This window comes from Ensifer sp., assembly GCF_035999185.1.
Taxonomy (GTDB): domain Bacteria; phylum Pseudomonadota; class Alphaproteobacteria; order Rhizobiales; family Rhizobiaceae; genus Ensifer.
On record NZ_DASYHB010000085.1, the window covers coordinates 1 to 17,901 of the forward strand.

The window sequence follows — 17,901 nt, forward strand, 5'->3', positions numbered from 1 at the left end:
TTCTGCCACGTCGTCGGTCACGGCACCCGGTGGAAACGGTTGGACCGCGCTATTTGCCCTGGCGCGGTCCAACACATTCATTTTCGCACAAGTTTGACCGAATAGCCTTCCCTCGCAGTCCTGTCGGATGACTGCCGGCCAAAATGACCTTTGCGCCGCCGCCTGCATCGGATCGCTCCGGGAAACACCGACCCCGGATCTTGCCGATGTACGTCAAGAATGCTGGGTGCGCCGTGTCCGACGGTCGTACCTGAGGGAGACATGTCAGCAGTGCCAGCAGCAATGGAAGTCCGCGCCAGGGGGCGCAGTCTCTCGAGCCGATTGAGATCGCCGCTTTGCCGCTGCCCCGCTGCGGGAGGCCGGTCATGAGTGCCATGCTCTCCCGCTATCTCAAGGACTTCAGCGCGCCGAAGGTTGAGCTGTCGCTGATGCCGCCGAAATACTTCCCTGATCTGGATACCGATTATGCCGACGGCGATCGCCTCGGCGCGAGACCAGCCATGCCGGAAATCGACATCGATGCGGAGCGCCGCCGAGCCTTCGCCGACGGACGGGCTGAAGCCACCGCCGAGCTCGTCTTCGAACACGAAAGACAGATCGCCGAGCTGCAGGCAGCCCATGCCGCCGAACTCGAAGCGCTGACGCAGCGCTTCGAGGCGGAAACCGTAATCCGCCTCTCGGAACACTTTGGTGCTATGACAGAAAGCCTCGCCGTTGCGCTCGGCGACCAAGCTGCCCGTGTTCTCGCGCCGGTCATGGGGGAAGCGCTCATGCAGCGCGCCGTCGCCGACATGGCGCACATGTTGAAGCAAGGCCTCGCCGCTGGCGAAGGCTGCACCATCATCGTCAAGGGCCCAGGGCCTCTCTTCGAGGCGTTGAAGCGCCAACTGGGAGAAGACCTGCCGTTGCTGCGTCACGTCGAAACCGACGACGTCGATCTCACCGTCGAGATAGACGGCACGATCCTTGTGACGCGCATGGCCGCCTGGGCCGATACAGTTCGGAAAGTTCTCGCATGAGCGACGAAAACCATCACAACGGCAAGCACGAGATCATCATCGTCAAACGCCACAGCGGCAGTCACGACGGTCATCACGGCGGCTCCTGGAAGATCGCCTATGCGGACTTCATGACGGCTATGATGGCCTTCTTCCTCGTCATGTGGCTGATCAACGCTGCCAACGAAGAGACGAAGGCGGCGATTGCCTCCTATTTCAATCCTGTGCAGCTGACCGACCAGAAGCCGGCCGAGCGCGGTTTGAAGGACCCGGCGAAGGACGCTCAGGGCGAGGAAACGCAGCAGCGCTCCAAGGTTGACGGCGAACAGGAAAAGTCCGGTGGTTCCGCCAAGACCGGTGACCAGCTGACGGCGACGTCAGGCGAAGAAACGAAGTATTCCGACGCCGACTTCTTCGAGAACCCCTATTCGGTGCTTTCCGAGATCGCCAGTGAAGTTGGCCAGCAGGCCAATATCAGCGTCAAGGGTGAAGGCGGCGCGGCCCAGTCGGGGCCGGCAACCGGCGCCGAAGGCGGTGAAGCCTATCGCGACCCGTTCGATCCCGACTTCTGGACGAAGCAGGTCGAGTTGAAAGACGCCGGCAACACCACGGAACAAGACGTCGCGCTCGCCGCCAAGACGAGCGAGCCCGCCGGAGCCACGCCGACACTCAAGGCGCAGACGGAAGGCGAGGCTGCCGAAGCGGCCGCTGCCGCCGAAAAGGCGGCTGACGAGGGGGCTGACAAGGGTTCTGACAAGGGAACGGATACGGCGGCCGGCGACAAGCCGAAGACCGACGCGGCCGCGGCGGAGGCAGAGAAGCAAACCGCCGAGAAGCAGGCTGCTGAACTCCAGGCCGAACTGAAGAAGCAACTTGCCGGTGAGGCGGGTCAGCTGGCCGAGGGGCTTGTCGTGACCCCGGCCGAGGGCGGCCTCATGGTGACGATCAGCGAGCGCACCGATGCGCAGATGTTCGGCATCGGTTCGGCGGTGCCGCAGAAGGAACTGGTGCTTGCGATGGAAAAGATCGGCCACCTTTTGGCCACGCGCCAAGGCGCCGTCGCGATCCGCGGTCACACCGACGGCCGCCCCTTCAAGGACGGCACCTATGACAACTGGCGTCTGTCGGCAGCCCGCGCCCAGAGCGCTTACTACATGCTGGTTCGCGGCGGCCTGAAAGAAGATCGCGTCAGCCAGATCAGCGGCTTTGCCGATCGAAGGCTGCAGATCCCCGATGATCCCTACGCTCCGGGCAACCGTCGCATTGAGATCCTGTTGCAATCGGCTCCGGGTTAGACGCTATGCTCAGACGCCTGCGATCCGTCCTCATGACATGCTGCGTGCTGGCGGCCCCGTTTGCGAGCGGGACGGCCAATGCCGATGACATCGAGGAACTCGCGCCCTTCAAGATGATCCGGTCGCTGCAGTATGTGCAGGACTCCGTCGTGCTCGGGGACCACTCCGCGATCGAAATGCAGCGCTTCATGCTTGGGGCGATCGATAAGCGCCTGCGTGCAGCCGACGCTTCCGTGTTTCGCGATCCGCGCAATGTGGATGCAGCGCTCGTCTATGCGATGAGCGGCGGCAATCCCGACACGCTGAAGTACCTTTCGGACCACGACGTGGCCGGCAATTTCGATTCCAGGCTCACCGAAGCTCTGCGCCAGTATCTGAACGGCAAGGGCGGACTGATCGTCGAAAACCTGTCCAAGGCCGCGCCCGAATACCGCAACGCCCGGATCGGGCCCTATGTCTATCTGATCCTCGGCAACGCCACCTCGCAGCAGGATCCGGTTGCGGCGATGACGTACTACGACTGGGCGCGCCTGACGGCGCCGGGCACGATCATCGAGGAGGCGGCCCTGCGTCGCTCGGTCTTCTTGGCCGTCCAGGCAGGTGCGCCGGACAAGGGCTTCCACTACGCGCTAGCCTATGCCCGTCGCTACCTGACTTCTCCCTATGCCAGCCAGTTTGCTGATGTGTTCGTCGAACTGGCGGTCGCCCATTTCGACGGCGCGGCCCAGGAGCGGATCTCGGAAGTCCTCGACTTCATGGACGCACCGCGCCAGCGCGAAGTCTACCTTCGAGTTGCGCGCCGTGCGGCGATTGCCGGCAAGCAGGCGCTTGCCAAGCTCGCCTCGGAGCGGGCCGAGGCGCTCGGCGCGGACGGGGCAACCCAACCGAAGGTCCTTGCCAATTTCTATGCAGGTCTCGCTTCTGTCCCTTCGAGCGACGTGTTTGCGGCGACAGCGAGCCTGGCAGCGATAACGGACGCGGAACTTTCGCCGCGAGACCGCGCATTGCGCGATGCTGCAAAGGCGATTGCAGACGCCGTGGTGCGGCCACCTAGCGGTGAAAGCCTCACGCAAGCGTTCGTCTCTAAACCCGATAAACCGGTCGAAGTGGATGCCTCTGCCGCGAGTGAGGACACAGGCAGCGGTATGAGCCCGTTCGGTAGCGCACAGGCCCCGACGGTTGTGGCCGAGAGTGCAGCGGTCTCCGCTCCGCAGGAGACCGGGGATCCAACGCATGACGGCTTCGTGGCGAAGGGGCGATCGAAGATCGAAGAGATCGACGCTCTGCTGAAGGGAGAAGGGAAATGAGGGCTCTTGACGATACCCTGCGCGGTTTGCCCCCGGCTCCCGTTGGCAAGGGCAACGGGCGACCTGGCGGCAAGGAGCAGGCCGGCGCGCCTGCTGGTGCCTTCGAGGACGCCGTGGCCAACGCCGGCCGGCAAAAGGCGAACGACCAGCCTGGCGCAGGCAACGGAGACGCTGCCGAAGGCGACGCGGGAGCAGGGACCTTGATCGACAAAGACAATATTGCCAAGACCATGGCGCGCAAGGCCCACGGGGCAGCGCAGCGCGCCGTCGCAATCAGCCAGGCCGACCCATCGTTCGGCGAGCATGCTGCCAATGGTCAACTCCCCACCATCGAACGAGAGATCCACGCACGGCGCCTGGCCCAGAGCAAGGCCGATGCGACGCTCGGCGCGGGCCAGAACGACAACGCCCTTGCGGTCGGTGGGGAAGAGCTTGCCGAACGCATTGCAGCGCTTTCGCAGAGCCTCGCCAAGGCGCAGTCATCCGGTCAGGCCGCCATCGAAGGCGAGCTGGATGCCGCCAATGGCAGCGACGGTGCGGACGCCGCGCCCAAATCCGAGATGGACGATCTGCTCACCTTGCTTGGTGGCGTCCAGGCGCAGGCAACTGCACCGGGTGGAGCATCCGCTTCCAGCCGCCACCTCGCCAATGGCCAGGGCCTTGATGCACCGGCTGGCGTGGCTGGTGCGGCCGGGGAACTGGGCGCGAACGGCGAAGCTGCGGCGACTGAAGGCGATCAGGATCGCCTCTTCCGCTTCGCTCGCGCCGATGGCAAGGGGCAGGCTGTCTCCATGAGCCTGTCGAAGGATGGCGACGCGGCGTTCGATGCCGCGCGTTCGCACGCCTCCGCCAAGGCTGAAAACGTTACCGTGCTCGAAGCCCGACGTTATCTGGGTATCTCGATGAATCCGAACACCAGCGCCGTCGCCGACGCGATTGCGGGTGAGGCAGGTGCCCAGTCCCTGCAGCCGAGTGCTGCGCTCGCCCAGCCCGGCGCCTGGACGCAAGCCGGCAAGACACTCAACACGTTGAAGATCCAGCTTCACCCGATCGAGCTCGGTCTGGTCACCGCGACGCTGCGGCTGAAAGATGACGAACTGCAGGTCGAGCTGAAGGTCGAGACCGGCGAGGCCTTCCGGCAATTGAGCGACGACCAGAACGAAATGATCAAGGCGCTGCGCGCGCAGGGCTTTGCCGTCGACCAGGTGAACATCGTGTTCAATTCGGGCGGTGACTCGGCTTCTGGCGGTGGCTCGCAGCAGCAGGCCCAGGCACAGCCTGGGCAGCAGGGGCGTGAGCGCGCCGATGGCAACGGTCAGGGACGACAGCAGCGACAGGATGACGGCCAGGCTTCGGCGGCGGAAAGGTGGGTTGGCAATGGCGGGACGGAAGACGCGGCTGCCGGCACTGAGCGCGCTCGCACTGGTCACGTCTACATGTAGTGCTTTCGCCAGCGCTGATGCGGGCGTCTGCGAACGCGAGATCATCAGCGCGGCGGCGAAATACAACATTCCGGCAGGCATTCTCTATTCGGTCGGACTGACCGAAACCGGCCGCAAGGGCTCGCTCCAACCCTACGCCATGAACATCGAGGGAAAGGCCTATTTCGGCTCGAGCGAGCAGGACGTTTTGACCCAGTTCGGCAACGCGCGTGCACAGGGCGCCAAGCTTATCGATCTCGGCTGCATGCAGATCAACTATTACTTCCATGGCGAGCATTTCAGTTCGCCTCAAGAGATGCTTGACCCGCAGAAGAATGTCGAATACGCAGCGCGCTTCCTGGCCAATCTTCACGCCAGGCACGAGACCTGGACGATGGCGGTCGCCCGCTATCACGCAGGCCCGAACAACGACCCGGCGCAGAAAAAATATGTCTGCCGCGTGATCGCGAACCTCGTCGCGACGGGCTACGGCAAGTGGACGCCGAACGCCACGCAGTTTTGCCAGTAAGCAACCAAAGAGTGTATTTTGACATTGCAACCCGCATTGTGGCGACAATGCGCGGAGAATGTGGCGGCAAGCGATTTGTCGTCGTCCGTTAACTTTTCCACATTATTTTAGTATGATCTCTGGCTGGGTGCCACTAGATATAGATCAAATCGGCGAAACATGGTTAATCAATTATTAATTCCACCCAGTAACTTCCTCTAGTTGTTCATGAATCCCTCGATTCGTACCTCTCAATCAGTGCGGAGCCATACTGATTCGGAGGCGGGCGAATGATCGTAGTGGTTGATGAAAGAGAGCTGGTGAAGGACGGGTACACGTCCCTCTTCGGACGTGAAGGTATTCCCTCGACGGGCTTCGATCCCCGAGAGTTCGGCGAGTGGGTAAACGCGGCAGCTGATTCGGATATCGATGCCGTTGAGGCCTTCCTGATCGGTCAGGGCGAAGCGACTTTGGCGCTGCCACGTGCCATCCGCGACCGGTCGATGGCTCCGGTCATTGCCGTCAGCGACACCCCGTCCCTCGAAAACACGCTTGCACTCTTTGATTGCGGCGTGGACGACGTCGTGCGCAAGCCTGTTCATCCCCGCGAAATCCTCGCCCGGGTCGCCGCGATCCGCCGCCGTCTCAAGGCCATCAACAACTACACCGACATCGGTCCGATCCGCGTCTTCGCAGACGGTCGTGATCCCGAGATCAACGGTGAAGTCTTCGCGCTGCCGCGCCGCGAACGGCGCATTCTCGAATATTTGGTCGCAAACCGCGGCCGCCGCGTTTCCAAGTCGCAGATCTTCAACGCGATCTACGGGATCTTCGACGAGGACGTCGAAGAGAACGTCGTCGAGAGCCACATCAGCAAGCTGCGCAAGAAACTGCGCAAGAAGCTCGGTTTCGACCCGATCGATTCCAAGCGCTTCCTTGGCTACTGCATCGACTGGAACTGAACGTCGTAGGAGTGGGCGCGGCGGGAGCCAAGACAGGTTCACGCAAGGCCCGCTTCCTAGTGTCGCCGTAACAAGGAAATGAGGATCCGATATGAGTCTCTATGGCAGCATGAGAACGGGTGTGTCCGGTATGAACGCCCAGTCCAACCGTCTGGGCACCGTCGCCGAGAACATCGCGAACGCCAACACCACGGGCTACAAGCGCGCCTCCACTGAGTTCTCGTCGATGATCCTGCCTTCGGGCGGCGGCAACTACAATTCCGGTGGCGTCGAGACGCAGGTGCGCTACAGCATCTCCCAGCAGGGCGGCACCAGCTACACGACGTCGGCGAGCGATCTCGCGATCAACGGTGGCGGCTTCTTCATCGTTTCGGGCAATGGCGGTGAGAATTTCCTGACGCGTGCCGGCTCCTTCGTTCCGGACAAGAACGGCAACCTCGTCAACACCGCCGGCTTCACGCTGATGGGCTACGAGTACAAGGCCGGCGTCGATCCGACCGTTGTCGTCAACGGCTTTGACGGCCTGGTGCCGGTCCAGCTCAAGGACGAGGGCCTGGTTGCTGCCGGCTCGACCAAGGGCACGATGGAAGCGAACCTGCCGTCCGGCGCGGCTGTCGGCGAACAATCGAAAACCTCGATGGTCGTTTATGACAGTCAGGGCAACACCCGTATCCTCGATTTCACCTACACGAAGACAGGTCCGAATGCTTGGGGCCTGAACGTCGTCGACCGTACGTCGGGCACGACGGTCGGCACCCAGACCATGACGTTCGACGCGGCCGGCAAGCGCATTGGCGCCGTCCCCGCGACACTCACGACGACGGCCATCAACAACCTGCCCGGCACCGGCGCCAATCTTGGCGCGATCACGATCGACACCACCAAGACCACGCAGCTCGGCGGCGACTTCAGCAGCACCGGCGGCGGCATCGACGGCAGCAAGCCGAGCAAGATGTCGGGCTTCGAGATCGACAAGGAAGGCGTCGTTTACGTCAAGTATGGCGACGGCAACCTCATCCCCAAGTTCCGTATCGCGCTTGCGACCGTGCAGAGCCCGGACAAGCTGCAGCCGCAGTCCGGCAACGTCTACTCGCAGGGTGCAGATTCGGGCGTTATCGTCACCGGTTTTGCGGGCTCCGGCGCTTTCGGCAACATCCAGTCCAAGGCACTCGAAAACTCCAACGTCGATATCGCAAACGAGCTCACGTCGATGATCGAGGCGCAGCGCAACTACACGGCAAACTCCAAGGTGTTCCAGACCGCCTCGGACCTGCTTGACGTGCTCGTCAACCTGAAACGGTAATTGAAAGAGATACGGTCCGCGTCATGTCGCTGTCCTCCGCAATATCCATCGCACAGCAGGCCTTCAGCAACACGGCGCAGCAGACCGCGATCGTGTCGAAGAACATCGCGAATGCGGGCAATGCGGATTATTCGCGTCGCCTTGCCCTTTTGGGCAGCACCGGCAACGGTGCGCAGGTCGTATCGATTTACCGGGCACAGAATGAGGCGCTTCTCAAGCAGAGCATCGCCAGCATCGGCGAAGCCTCGGGCCAGTCGCGGCTTCGTGATGGCCTGGAGCTTCTGAAATCCGCGCTTGGTGGCAACAACTACGAGACCGCGCCGTCGAAGCTCCTGTCCGATTTCCGCAACAGCCTGCAGACATTCGCCTCGACGCCGGGCAACAAGACAATTGCTGCCACCGCGGTAACCGATGCGCAGGACCTTGCAGACTCGCTCAACAAGACTTCCGCGACCGTGCAGAACATGCGCGAGGATGCCGACAAGGAGATCGCGCTTGAGGTCGATAAACTAAACAGCCTTCTGGCGGATTTCGAGCGCGCCAACAATGCCGTCAAATCGGCGACGGCCACGGGTGCGGACGCCAACGACGCGCTCGATCAGCGCGACAAGATCCTCAAGCAGGTGTCGGAGATCATCGGCATCTCCACCGTGACGCGCGGCAACAACGATACGGTGATCTTCACCACCGATGGCACGGTGCTGTTCGAGAACATTCCGCGCCAGGTCACGTTCGCGCCGACCACGACCTATGACGCGACCGTCACCGGCAACAAGATCTTCGTCGATGGCGTGCCGATCGCGGCAGGTAGCGGCGCCGACACGACGGCGAAGGGCAAGCTCGCAAGCCTCGTGCAGTTGCGCGACGACATCGGGCCCAAGTTCCAGTCGCAACTGGACGAGATCGCCCGCGGCCTGGTCGAGCTCTTCAAGGAAGGCAACCCCAGCGGCACGCCGGCGATACCCTATCAACCGGGCCTCTTTACCTGGGGCGGCGCCGGCATGCCGGCGGCTGGAACCGTCGTTCCGGGACTGGCCTCGAAGATCACCGTCAATGCGCTGGCCAAAGCCAACCCGCTTCTCTTGCGTGACGGCGGCTTCAACGGCGTTGTGTCGAACCCGGGCGGTGCTGCAAATCCGAGCCCAGGCTACACCGGCCTGCTCGACGGTTTCATCAACAAGATGGGTGAGAACATGTCGTTCGACCCGTCAACGGGTCTCGACGGTACCAGCAGCCTCCTGAACTTCGCGACCGGATCGGTGGGTTGGCTCGAACAGACCCGAAAAACCGCATCGACCGCCGACGACAACAAGCAGGCGATGCTGTCGCGCACCCAGGAAGCGCTGAGCAAGCAGACGGGCGTCAGCATCGATGAAGAGCTGTCGCTGCTGCTCGATCTCGAACAATCCTACAAGGCATCGGCCAAGCTGGTGAGCACCGTGGACGCCATGATGGCGGCCCTGATGGAAGCTGTGAGGTAATCATGAAGACGTCCTACGTTTCTAATCTGGCGATCCAGAGCGCCATGCGGCTGACGATTCAGCAGAATCAGTCGGACCTGTTGAAGGCGACCCAGGAGCAGACGACGGGCCGTCACTACGATGTCGGTCTGGCGCTTGGCGCCACCGCCTCGCGCTCGCTCAATCTCCAGCGGGAGATGGATCGGCTGAACTCGATGAAGAGCACCAACTCCGTCGTGACGCAGCGCCTCTCCGGCTCGCAGGGCGCACTGGAGACGATGGCGAAGGCCGCCGAGAAAGTGCGCGACACGCTGGTCACCTACAAGGGCAACGACGCGGCGAGCCAACTCAAGATCCAGAAGACCGAGATCATGGGCGCGCTGCAGACCTTTACCGCAGCCGCCAACACGTCCTTCAACGGCGAGTTCCTGTTTTCGGGCATCAACACCGACGCCAAGCCGATCGCCGATTACAGCACAACGCCGCCGTCTGCCGCAAAGACCGCTTTCGACAACGCGTTTGCCACGTTCAAGACGGCCAACGGCATCACGGACGACAGCCAGATTACCGTCGCCCAGATCCAGGACTTCATCAAGAACACGGCGGAGCCGATGTTCACCGGCGCGGGCTGGGACGCCAACTGGTCGGATGCCTCCAACCAGAACATGACGAGCCGGATCAGCGCCAGCGAAGTCATCGAGAGCTCGACCAACGCCAATGCCAAGGGCTTTCGAATGTTTGCGCTGGCAAGCGTGATCTCGGCAGAATTGATGGACAAGAATGTGAGCCCGGAGGTACGCGCGGCCATCGGCGTCGAGGCGCTCCAATACGCGGAGCAGGGCATTGCCGGCCTGAACGCCGAACGCAGCTCGCTCGGCATCTCCGAGTCGCGGGTGAAGAAGGCAAGCACCTCGATCGACGCGCAACTCAAGCTCGTCAACACGCATATCGCCGACCTCGAGGGCATCGATCCGATCGAGACATCGACCCGGATCAACACGCTGAAGGTGCAGCTGGAAACGTCCTATACACTAACGTCGCGACTACAGCAGATGAGCTTGCTCAATTTCCTCTAAGATGGGGAGCCGGACAAACATGAAGGATGTCTGAATGTACCAGTTTTCCTATGCCGAGATCATGGAGGACGGCGTTGCCGACTCCAAGAATCGAGAACGGCAGGTACTCGATCGCTCGATCGCGCTCATGGAAGCAGCGAAACAGCAGAAAGGGTATTCAAGAGAGGCCATCGAGGCCATCTACTTTACCAGGCGCCTGTGGATCCGCTTCATCGAAGATCTGCGCGCCCCGGAAAACCAGCTCAACGAAGAGCTGCGCGCCAATCTGATTTCGATCGCCATCTGGATACTCAACGAGACGGAGAAGATCCGCAAACGCGAATCCTCCAACTTCCAGGGCATAATTGACATTACCACCATCATCAGGGATGGACTGAAATGAAGAGCACACTGCGTATTTCGCTGAAATCGGGCGAACGGATTTTTGTTAACGGCGCGGTGCTGCGCGTCGATCGCAAGGTTGCGGTCGAATTCCTGAATGACGTGACGTTCCTTCTCGAGAACCACGTGCTTCAGCCGGAAGATGCAACGACGCCGCTGAAGCAGCTCTATTTCATCGCGCAGATGATCCTCATCAACCCGGAAGGCGCGGAACAGTCGACCGCCATGTTCCGCAAGTCGATCGTCATGCTGCTCAACTGCTTCAAGAACGAAGAGATTCTGGCCGAACTGAAGCGCGTCGACGGTCTCGTGACCAACGGGCGCGCCTTTGAGGCGCTGAAGGCGATCCGCGGGCTCTACGCGATCGAAGACCGTATTCTCAACACGCAGGAAATCACGCCGGCAACGGTCGAACAGATTCGCAGGGAGATCGCACCATGGCGGTAAGTGGCGTCAGCAACAACAGCTACACCCCGATCGTTTCGGGCCAGGATTCGGGCGGTGATGCCGCCAAGGCGTCGCTGAACTACGAGAGCTTCCTGAAGCTGCTCGTCGCCCAGATGAAGAACCAGGATCCGACGCAGCCGATGGATGCGACCCAGCAGATCGCCCAGCTTGCAACCTTCTCGCAGGTGGAACAGACGATCAAGACGAACAAGAACCTCGAGAGCCTGCTGCAGCGCACGTCGCTCAGCGAAGCCGACGCGGTCATCGGACGGACCGTCACGAGCGAGGACGGCAAGACCACTGGCGTGGTTAAGGAAGTGAAACTATACTCCGACGGAATCATTGCGGTGCTGGATAACGGCAAGGAGCTGGTTATCGGCCCGGGCGTCAAGGTGAAGTGACACATCCATGAATGAGGCGGATGCCCTCGATATCGTACAGGCCGCGATCTGGACCGTGATCGTGGCCTCGGGCCCCGCCGTTCTCGCCGCGATGATCGTCGGCGTCGTCATCGCCTTTATCCAGGCGCTGACCCAGGTTCAGGAAATGACGCTCACCTTCGTTCCGAAGATTCTTGCCGTCATGATCACGGTTGCCGTGTCCGCGCCCTTCATCGGCGCCCAGATCTCCATCTTTACCGACATCATTTTCTCGCGCATCCAGTCCGGGTTCTGAATCCTCCGCCCGCCACTCAAACGTGCGGAAGCGCCATGAAACCCTCGCGCAAGCTTGGCGCGCTATTCCCGTCTCTATAGTGGGGCAGCGCGTGTGAATGCTGCCTTGTTCTCATGATGAGACGGAAGAGACATGGCACAACAAGCAGCGCTGATTATCCCGAAAGTGGCACCGAAGGGCCGGGACGTCGGCTTCGCGCTCGGGATCGTGGCGATCCTGTCGATCCTCTTCCTGCCGATCCCGCCGTTCCTGATCGACTTGGGACTGGCTTTCTCGATCGCCTTTTCGGTGCTGATCCTGATGGTGTCGCTGTGGATCCAGCGCCCGCTCGAGTTCTCGTCCTTCCCGACGATCCTTCTGATCTCGACCATGGTGCGCCTGGCGCTGAACATCGCCACCACCCGCGTCATTCTCTCGCACGGACATGAGGGCCATGGCGCCGCCGGCGGCGTCATCTCCGGCTTTGCCAGCCTCGTCATGTCCGGCGACTTCGTCATCGGTCTGATCGTCTTCCTGATCCTGATCACCGTAAACTTCATCGTTATCACCAAGGGTGCGACGCGTATCGCCGAAGTCGGCGCGCGCTTCACCCTCGATGCGATCCCCGGCAAGCAGATGTCGATCGACGCCGATCTGTCGGCAGGTCTGATCGACGAAAAGGAAGCGCAGCGCCGCCGGCGCGAACTCGAGGAGGAAAGCTCCTTCTACGGTTCGATGGACGGTGCCTCGAAGTTCGTGCGCGGCGATGCGATCGCCGGCCTGATCATCACCGCCATCAACATCTTCGGCGGCATCATCATCGGCTATCTCCGCCATGGCATGCCGATTGGCGAAGCGGCTGACGTCTTCGTCAAGCTGTCGGTCGGCGACGGTCTCGTCTCGCAGATCCCGGCGCTGATCGTTTCGCTCGCTGCAGGCCTGCTCGTGTCGCGCGGTGGTACCTCGGGTTCGACTGACCAGGCCGTTGTCGGCCAGCTCGGCGGCTATCCGAAGGCACTGATGGTTGCCTCCGGCCTGATCATCCTGCTTGCTCTCGTTCCTGGCCTACCGTTCCTGCCCTTCGCCGTTCTCGGCGGCGGCATGGCATTCCTGAGCTGGGTCGTTCCGCGCCAGATCGAGGCCGCCAATGCCGCCCGCCGTGCCGAGGAAGCGGCCAAGGTCCAGCAGACCAAGGAGGGCGAGGCGGACTCGGTCAAGTCGGTGCTGAAGACCGCCGAGATCGAACTTCTTCTCGGCAAGCAGGTCTCGACCCGCCTGCTCGGCGCCCATCAGGAGCTTGGCTTCCGGGTCGGCAAGATGCGCCGCAAGTTTGCCGGCCAGTACGGTCTCGTCATCCCGGAAATCAAGGTCTCCGACGATATCAGCATCCCGGACAAGGCCTACCATATCCGCATCCACGGCACGACGATCGCGTCCAACACGGTGCGCGTCGGCGAAGTTCTCGTGGTCACCGGCGGCGGTCGCCGCCCGAGCGTTCCGGGCGACGAGATCCGCGAACCCGCCTTCGGCATGCCGGCGGTGTCTATCCTGGAAACCTTCACCGAGGACCTGAAGCGCGAGGGCTTCCACCCGATCGACAACGTCTCGGTGGTGCTGACGCACCTAAGCGAAGTCATCCGCAACAACCTGCCGCATCTGCTGTCCTACAAGGACGTGAAGGTGCTGATCGAACGGCTCGATCCGGAGTACCGCAAGCTCGCCGACGAAATCTGCACCTCCCACATGTCCTATTCCGGCTTGCAGGCCGTGCTGAAGCTGTTGCTTGCCGAGCGCGTTTCGATCCGCAATCTGCATCTGATCCTCGAAGCGGTCGCCGAGCTCGCGCCGCATGTGCGCAAGACCGAGCAGATCGTCGAGCACGTGCGCGTGCGCATGTCGCAGCAGCTCTGCGGCGATCTTGCCGACAACGGCATCCTGCGCGTTCTCCGCCTGGGCAACAAATGGGACATGGTCTTCCACCAGGCGCTGAAGCGCGACGCCAAGGGTGAAATCGTCGAATTCGACATCGACCCGCGGCATCTTGAAGAGTTCAGCGAGCAGGCGACGAAAGTTATCCGTGAACATCTCGATCGCGGCATGCCCTTCGTACTGGTAAGTTCGCCCGAATCTCGTTCTTATGTGCGCATGATCATCGAACGCCTTTTTGCCACTTTGCCCGTGCTCTCGCATGTCGAGCTTGCCAAGGGCCTCGAGATCAAGATCATCGGCTCCATTTCATGATCACCGACCCGGAGGGCACGGTGCTGGCGTTGTTTGCGGCCTTTTGCCGGATCGGCGGCTGCATCATGATCATGCCCGGGTTCTCGAGTGGGCGTATACCCATGCAGGTGCGCCTGTTCATCGCCGTGGCGATTTCCATGGCGATCCTGCCGATCATGTGGACGGACATCTACCCGCAGGTGACCGGCAAGGGACATACCTACATCTATCTGATTGCTGCCGAGACGGCCGTCGGCGTGGTCATGGGCCTTGTCGCCCGCTATTACGTGCTCGGGCTGCAGTTTGCCGGCACGGCCATCACCATGCTGATGGGTTTCAGCTCGCCGCCGGGGTCGGACGTGATCGAAGATACGCCCGAAAACCAGCTGACGAGCATGATCAGCTTCACAGGGCTGATGGTGCTGTTCATGCTCGACTTCCATCACGTGATGTTCGAAGCCATCGTCCAGTCCTATCGGGCCATGCCGATCGGCACCGCCTTCGACCCTCAGGGCGTGCTGATCACGCTCACGGATTCGCTTGCGCAGACATTCATGATCATGTTGCGGCTGGCGAGCCCCTTCGTCATCTATGGCCTGCTTTTCAACGTCGCGATCGGCATGGTGAACAAGCTGGCGCCGCAAATTCCGGTCTACTTCATCTCGCAGCCCTACCTGATCATGGGTGGCTTGTTCCTGCTCTACCTTGGCATCGCCGCGATGCTGCGCCTCTTCGGCGATGGCTTCGCGCTGGTCATGCAGGGAGGATAGGTGCATGAAGACGCGCTCGCAGAAGCTCAAGCGCCTGGTGGCTGTCCAGCGCCACCTCGAACAGATGGCGGAGGCCGATTTCGTCGAGATGGTGCGCCAGCGCGAGGTGCTCGCCGAGACGATCGACGTGGTCGTCGATGCCATGGGCTCGGCCCATCCGATGCATCGCATGTTCTCCGGCCACTACTCCTCCCAGGTCGGGCGTCTCGTCCAGAAGGACCAGATGTTGCTCGGCATCCAGCAGACGCATGAAGCCAGAATGCTCAGAGAGCGCGCAAAGGCCGATCGCCTTGAGGAAAACATGACCGAGGCGCGGCAGTCCGAGGACCGCGAAGAGGCCGATAACGCCATCTACGACCTGATCGATCAACACGTTACGGGAAACGCGCCAGCTTCCGGTAAGGTTGACGGGCGATAGTAGGGCATTCCGGTTTGCTCCGATGATGGAGCGGGACCGAGCCCGACTGTTGCCCGAGCATGGGTGTTGCCGCAGATGCTGCGACCCAGGCTCGATTTTGAGAGGATTCCTCATGGCCATCTCTCCGCCCAGCGATCTGGTGATGGATGTCGTGCGTGCCGCGGACCCCACCGAGGTGCAAGAGGCGCAGGCGCGGCTGAAGGCCAACCGTGCCGCGTTCAAGGCGACGAGCCTTGCGGAGAACGGCAACGGTTTCGCCGCTGCCGTCAACGTGCTCAATTTGTCCCCCGCGGGATCCACCGGGCTCGGCGACATCAACAACCGGGTCGAACAGAAGAAGATTCCGGAAACCTACCGCAAGTTCGAGGCGATGGTTCTGCAGAACTTCGTGAAGTCCATGCTGCCGGCCGAGAGCGAAAACGTCTTCGGCAAGGGCACGGCGGGCGACATCTGGAAAAGCATGATGGCCGAGCAGATCGGCGACGTCATTTCCAAGAGCGGCGGTATCGGCATTGCCGAACAGCTGGTGGGCGACAATGCCCCGGATCGGGTCCAGGCCTCGCTCGACGGCAATAGCAGAAACCTCGCCGCAAGCCTCGTGCAGGAATACGAGCGCAAGACGCTCACCGGCTTTTCAACCGACGACGACAAGAACAAACAAGCCTAATTGGGAGTTGAATCATGGAAGCTGTGGCATCCAATGACGTGCGGATCCAGAACGTGCTCGGCCGGCTGGAAATGATCCTCGACAACGAGAACAGCCGCATCGGCGTCGATGAGGAATTCGACATCAAGACGTCGAACGCGCACAAGAGCCGTTGCCTCTACGAACTGACGATGCTGCATCGCGACATGCAGCCGGGCGAGACTTCGCCTGCGTTCTCCTCGCAGGCCCTTCACCTGCGCGACAAGCTCGCGATCAATTCGCAGAAGGTCGAGGCGCATCTCGACGCGGTTCGCGCCGTCGTCGATCTCCTGAAAACGGCAGCGCAGGATGCCGATGCGGACGGCATCTACTCCGAGGCGCAGTTCCGCTATAGCGATTTCTGATGCTGAAGCTCGTGTTCACCGGGGTCTGGGTTTGCGCGGTCACGCTCGGATCGGTCTATTTTTCGATGCAAAGCGCCTCGGCGCCAGCCGTCTCGGACGGCGAGGCGGCCAGGCGCGCATCGGAGCAATATGTTCCAGGTGAGATGATCACCATTCCGGTGATCAGGGAAGGCGCCGTTCAAGGCTACTTCCTCACCAAGCTCTCCTTCTCCGCGACCAAGGAGGGGATCAACAACCTGCGTGCACCGTTGCGCCAGATGGTCACCGATGAACTCTACGATCTGCTCGTCGGTTCGAAGCTCATCGATGTCGCCGACACCGGCACTTTCGATCTGCCGACCTTCAAGGTCACGCTGAAAGACGGCCTCAACAAGAAGCTGGGCGAAGACGTGATTACCGAAGTGCTGGTCGAGCAGCTGGAGTACTTGACCAAGGACGATGTCAAGCGCGTCGCCAACAGTCAGAACGTGCCGCGTCAGAAGCCGGTCCCGATCGTCGACAAAAACGGCAATGTCGCCAATGACAAGCTGCCGGAAGGATCCGTGAAGGCGAGCAGCGCCCACTAAGGCAAACGGCTCCGGGCGTTGTTATCGACGCACTCTTTTGCGAGAACCGTCGGCCGTCAGTTTTTTTCAGGGTTGCGGTATTGTTCGTTGACGAGCCCGAACTCCGCCATCAGTCGGCCGATTGCCACATAGAAGTGGTAGAGCCCCGCCGCAGCCAGCCCGCTCTTGCTCCACAGTTCGATGCCGCGCGGGATGGACGCACCAAGCAGCGCCAGAGATTTGCCGAAGGTTCTAAGCCGCCCGCCGAACGTCGGGTCGCGCCGATGTTCAAGCATCGTCGAGATCGCACCGTTCCTTAGACTGCGCGCCCGGATCCAGGACGCGCTGGTGCGACGGGCCGGCACCGTTTCCGCAACCCAGGCATCCACCGCCCAGCCGAAGCAGAAGCCCTCAGCCTTGCAGCGGCTGTAGAAATCGGCATCGCCGCCGCCGATGAAATTGAATGCCGGATCGAGAAATGGTCGCGGCATAGCGTCCAGCACCCTTCGCGTCACGAGCACATTGCCGGAGGAATAGAGGATGGGCACGGGTCCGGTCGCGTCATAGTGAGGCGTGAAGACCGGGTGACGCTTCCATTTCTGCCCGCCGTCGCCCTCGAAGACCGGCAGCTGCGGTCCGCCGACCATGTCCGCCCCCGTCGTCTCCTGTGCCGCGATGAGGCAATCGAGCCATTCCGGCGCTGCCACTTCGTCGTCATCGATGATCGCGATGGCTTTGAGGTTCGGGTAGGTTTCGAGCGCCGTGGACCAGCCGGCATTGTAGGCGTGGCAATTTCCGCGTCGATGGGCGACGATGATGATGGAGTCCGACGGGTGGCCGAGAAAAAAATCCTTGGCTGCCGCAGCGCCTGCCTGGCCCTCGGCATCGTTTTCGACGACGACTGTCGCGAAGGAGAGGTCAGGCCTTTGGGACACAATGGTTTTCAGCGTCTTGACGACATGTTCGGGCCGACGAAACGTCGGCAGCACGACGACGAGTTCGATGTCGCCCGCTTCTTCGAGTTCGGTTCGGAAGTAGACAGAAATGTCCTGGCCGGTCGACGTCATGGCGAAACCCGTAAAAGCA

At 61.6% G+C, this 17,901-nt stretch carries 20 protein-coding genes; 19 read left to right on the forward strand and 1 reads right to left on the reverse strand.

The window, feature by feature from the left end; genetic code table 11:
* The first annotated feature begins 365 nt into the window (after window positions 1-365).
* The 19 genes from VGO04_RS08240 (at window position 366) to VGO04_RS08330 (ending at window position 16,836) form a co-directional block, all read left to right on the forward strand.
* Window positions 366-1,019 (forward strand): hypothetical protein, encoded by a 654-nt coding sequence (locus tag VGO04_RS08240; protein WP_327495459.1) that lies wholly within the window; start codon window positions 366-368, stop codon window positions 1,017-1,019.
* Window positions 1,016-2,293, forward strand: a complete 1,278-nt coding sequence (locus tag VGO04_RS08245) for a MotB family protein (RefSeq protein WP_327495460.1) — start codon at window positions 1,016-1,018, stop codon at window positions 2,291-2,293. The genes VGO04_RS08240 and VGO04_RS08245 overlap by 4 nt, the downstream gene beginning before the upstream one ends.
* A gap of 5 nt (window positions 2,294-2,298) precedes the next feature.
* Window positions 2,299-3,600, forward strand: a complete 1,302-nt coding sequence (gene motC / locus VGO04_RS08250) for a chemotaxis protein MotC (RefSeq protein WP_327495461.1) — start codon at window positions 2,299-2,301, stop codon at window positions 3,598-3,600.
* Complete coding sequence (locus VGO04_RS08255; RefSeq protein WP_327495462.1) at window positions 3,597-5,042, forward strand: flagellar hook-length control protein FliK; 1,446 nt, start codon at window positions 3,597-3,599, stop codon at window positions 5,040-5,042. The genes motC and VGO04_RS08255 overlap by 4 nt, the downstream gene beginning before the upstream one ends.
* Window positions 4,978-5,550: a lytic transglycosylase domain-containing protein gene (locus VGO04_RS08260; RefSeq protein ID WP_327495463.1), complete on the forward strand. Its 573-nt coding sequence runs from the start codon at window positions 4,978-4,980 to the stop codon at window positions 5,548-5,550. Before VGO04_RS08255 ends, VGO04_RS08260 begins: the two co-directional genes overlap by 65 nt.
* A 269-nt stretch (window positions 5,551-5,819) precedes the next feature.
* Window positions 5,820-6,491 (forward strand): transcriptional activator Rem, encoded by a 672-nt coding sequence (gene rem, locus VGO04_RS08265; protein WP_327495464.1) that lies wholly within the window; start codon window positions 5,820-5,822, stop codon window positions 6,489-6,491.
* A gap of 91 nt (window positions 6,492-6,582) precedes the next feature.
* On the forward strand, window positions 6,583-7,794 hold the full coding sequence (locus VGO04_RS08270) for a flagellar hook protein FlgE (protein WP_327495465.1): 1,212 nt from the start codon (window positions 6,583-6,585) through the stop codon (window positions 7,792-7,794).
* 23 nt (window positions 7,795-7,817) lie between these two features.
* Complete coding sequence (flgK, locus tag VGO04_RS08275; RefSeq protein ID WP_327495466.1) at window positions 7,818-9,275, forward strand: flagellar hook-associated protein FlgK; 1,458 nt, start codon at window positions 7,818-7,820, stop codon at window positions 9,273-9,275.
* Window positions 9,276-9,277: 2 nt separating this feature from the next.
* On the forward strand, window positions 9,278-10,330 hold the full coding sequence (locus tag VGO04_RS08280) for a flagellar hook-associated family protein (RefSeq protein WP_327495467.1): 1,053 nt from the start codon (window positions 9,278-9,280) through the stop codon (window positions 10,328-10,330).
* 34 nt (window positions 10,331-10,364) lie between these two features.
* On the forward strand, window positions 10,365-10,712 hold the full coding sequence (gene flaF / locus VGO04_RS08285) for a flagellar biosynthesis regulator FlaF (RefSeq protein ID WP_034800744.1): 348 nt from the start codon (window positions 10,365-10,367) through the stop codon (window positions 10,710-10,712).
* Window positions 10,709-11,158: a flagellar biosynthesis repressor FlbT gene (gene flbT, locus VGO04_RS08290; protein WP_327495468.1), complete on the forward strand. Its 450-nt coding sequence runs from the start codon at window positions 10,709-10,711 to the stop codon at window positions 11,156-11,158. Before flaF ends, flbT begins: the two co-directional genes overlap by 4 nt.
* The gene (flgD, locus tag VGO04_RS08295) at window positions 11,149-11,559 is read left to right on the forward strand and encodes a flagellar hook assembly protein FlgD (protein WP_327495470.1); all 411 of its coding nucleotides are present in this window, start codon (window positions 11,149-11,151) and stop codon (window positions 11,557-11,559) included. Before flbT ends, flgD begins: the two co-directional genes overlap by 10 nt.
* A gap of 7 nt (window positions 11,560-11,566) precedes the next feature.
* Window positions 11,567-11,833 carry a flagellar biosynthesis protein FliQ gene (gene fliQ / locus VGO04_RS08300; RefSeq protein WP_043624946.1) on the forward strand — a complete coding sequence of 89 codons (267 nt, stop codon included), beginning with the start codon at window positions 11,567-11,569 and terminating at the stop codon, window positions 11,831-11,833.
* A 132-nt stretch (window positions 11,834-11,965) separates the two neighbouring features.
* Window positions 11,966-14,053 (forward strand): flagellar biosynthesis protein FlhA, encoded by a 2,088-nt coding sequence (gene flhA, locus VGO04_RS08305; protein ID WP_327495471.1) that lies wholly within the window; start codon window positions 11,966-11,968, stop codon window positions 14,051-14,053.
* Window positions 14,050-14,802 carry a flagellar biosynthetic protein FliR gene (gene fliR, locus VGO04_RS08310; RefSeq protein WP_327495472.1) on the forward strand — a complete coding sequence of 251 codons (753 nt, stop codon included), beginning with the start codon at window positions 14,050-14,052 and terminating at the stop codon, window positions 14,800-14,802. The genes flhA and fliR overlap by 4 nt, the downstream gene beginning before the upstream one ends.
* A gap of 4 nt (window positions 14,803-14,806) precedes the next feature.
* The gene (locus VGO04_RS08315) at window positions 14,807-15,220 is read left to right on the forward strand and encodes a hypothetical protein (RefSeq protein WP_327495473.1); all 414 of its coding nucleotides are present in this window, start codon (window positions 14,807-14,809) and stop codon (window positions 15,218-15,220) included.
* A 112-nt stretch (window positions 15,221-15,332) separates the two neighbouring features.
* Entirely contained in the window at window positions 15,333-15,887 is a 555-nt protein-coding gene (locus VGO04_RS08320) for a rod-binding protein (protein ID WP_327495474.1), read from the forward strand.
* A 14-nt stretch (window positions 15,888-15,901) separates the two neighbouring features.
* Window positions 15,902-16,270 carry a hypothetical protein gene (locus VGO04_RS08325; RefSeq protein ID WP_327495475.1) on the forward strand — a complete coding sequence of 123 codons (369 nt, stop codon included), beginning with the start codon at window positions 15,902-15,904 and terminating at the stop codon, window positions 16,268-16,270.
* On the forward strand, window positions 16,270-16,836 hold the full coding sequence (locus tag VGO04_RS08330) for a hypothetical protein (RefSeq protein WP_327495476.1): 567 nt from the start codon (window positions 16,270-16,272) through the stop codon (window positions 16,834-16,836). Before VGO04_RS08325 ends, VGO04_RS08330 begins: the two co-directional genes overlap by 1 nt.
* Window positions 16,837-16,892: 56 nt before the next feature.
* Here VGO04_RS08330 and VGO04_RS08335 read toward each other — a convergent pair whose 3' ends face one another.
* Entirely contained in the window at window positions 16,893-17,882 is a 990-nt protein-coding gene (locus tag VGO04_RS08335; protein ID WP_327495477.1) for a glycosyltransferase family 2 protein, read from the reverse strand.
* Window positions 17,883-17,901 lie beyond the last annotated feature (19 nt).

Bases quoted from the DNA above. Each gene is read 5' to 3' on its own strand.
- flgD (WP_327495470.1), top strand. From the start codon at position 11,149: ATGGCGGTAAGTGGCGTCAGCAACAACAGCTACACCCCGATCGTTTCG.
- VGO04_RS08335 (WP_327495477.1), bottom strand. From the start codon at position 17,882: ATGACGTCGACCGGCCAGGACATTTCTGTCTACTTCCGAACCGAACTC.
- VGO04_RS08325 (WP_327495475.1), top strand. From the start codon at position 15,902: ATGGAAGCTGTGGCATCCAATGACGTGCGGATCCAGAACGTGCTCGGC.
- VGO04_RS08315 (WP_327495473.1), top strand. From the start codon at position 14,807: ATGAAGACGCGCTCGCAGAAGCTCAAGCGCCTGGTGGCTGTCCAGCGC.
- VGO04_RS08330 (WP_327495476.1), top strand. From the start codon at position 16,270: ATGCTGAAGCTCGTGTTCACCGGGGTCTGGGTTTGCGCGGTCACGCTC.
- motC (WP_327495461.1), top strand. From the start codon at position 2,299: ATGCTCAGACGCCTGCGATCCGTCCTCATGACATGCTGCGTGCTGGCG.
- VGO04_RS08245 (WP_327495460.1), top strand. From the start codon at position 1,016: ATGAGCGACGAAAACCATCACAACGGCAAGCACGAGATCATCATCGTC.
- flgK (WP_327495466.1), top strand. From the start codon at position 7,818: ATGTCGCTGTCCTCCGCAATATCCATCGCACAGCAGGCCTTCAGCAAC.
- fliR (WP_327495472.1), top strand. From the start codon at position 14,050: ATGATCACCGACCCGGAGGGCACGGTGCTGGCGTTGTTTGCGGCCTTT.
- VGO04_RS08240 (WP_327495459.1), top strand. From the start codon at position 366: ATGAGTGCCATGCTCTCCCGCTATCTCAAGGACTTCAGCGCGCCGAAG.
- flaF (WP_034800744.1), top strand. From the start codon at position 10,365: ATGTACCAGTTTTCCTATGCCGAGATCATGGAGGACGGCGTTGCCGAC.
- VGO04_RS08270 (WP_327495465.1), top strand. From the start codon at position 6,583: ATGAGTCTCTATGGCAGCATGAGAACGGGTGTGTCCGGTATGAACGCC.
- VGO04_RS08255 (WP_327495462.1), top strand. From the start codon at position 3,597: ATGAGGGCTCTTGACGATACCCTGCGCGGTTTGCCCCCGGCTCCCGTT.
- flbT (WP_327495468.1), top strand. From the start codon at position 10,709: ATGAAGAGCACACTGCGTATTTCGCTGAAATCGGGCGAACGGATTTTT.
- rem (WP_327495464.1), top strand. From the start codon at position 5,820: ATGATCGTAGTGGTTGATGAAAGAGAGCTGGTGAAGGACGGGTACACG.
- VGO04_RS08320 (WP_327495474.1), top strand. From the start codon at position 15,333: ATGGCCATCTCTCCGCCCAGCGATCTGGTGATGGATGTCGTGCGTGCC.
- VGO04_RS08260 (WP_327495463.1), top strand. From the start codon at position 4,978: ATGGCGGGACGGAAGACGCGGCTGCCGGCACTGAGCGCGCTCGCACTG.
- flhA (WP_327495471.1), top strand. From the start codon at position 11,966: ATGGCACAACAAGCAGCGCTGATTATCCCGAAAGTGGCACCGAAGGGC.
- fliQ (WP_043624946.1), top strand. From the start codon at position 11,567: ATGAATGAGGCGGATGCCCTCGATATCGTACAGGCCGCGATCTGGACC.
- VGO04_RS08280 (WP_327495467.1), top strand. From the start codon at position 9,278: ATGAAGACGTCCTACGTTTCTAATCTGGCGATCCAGAGCGCCATGCGG.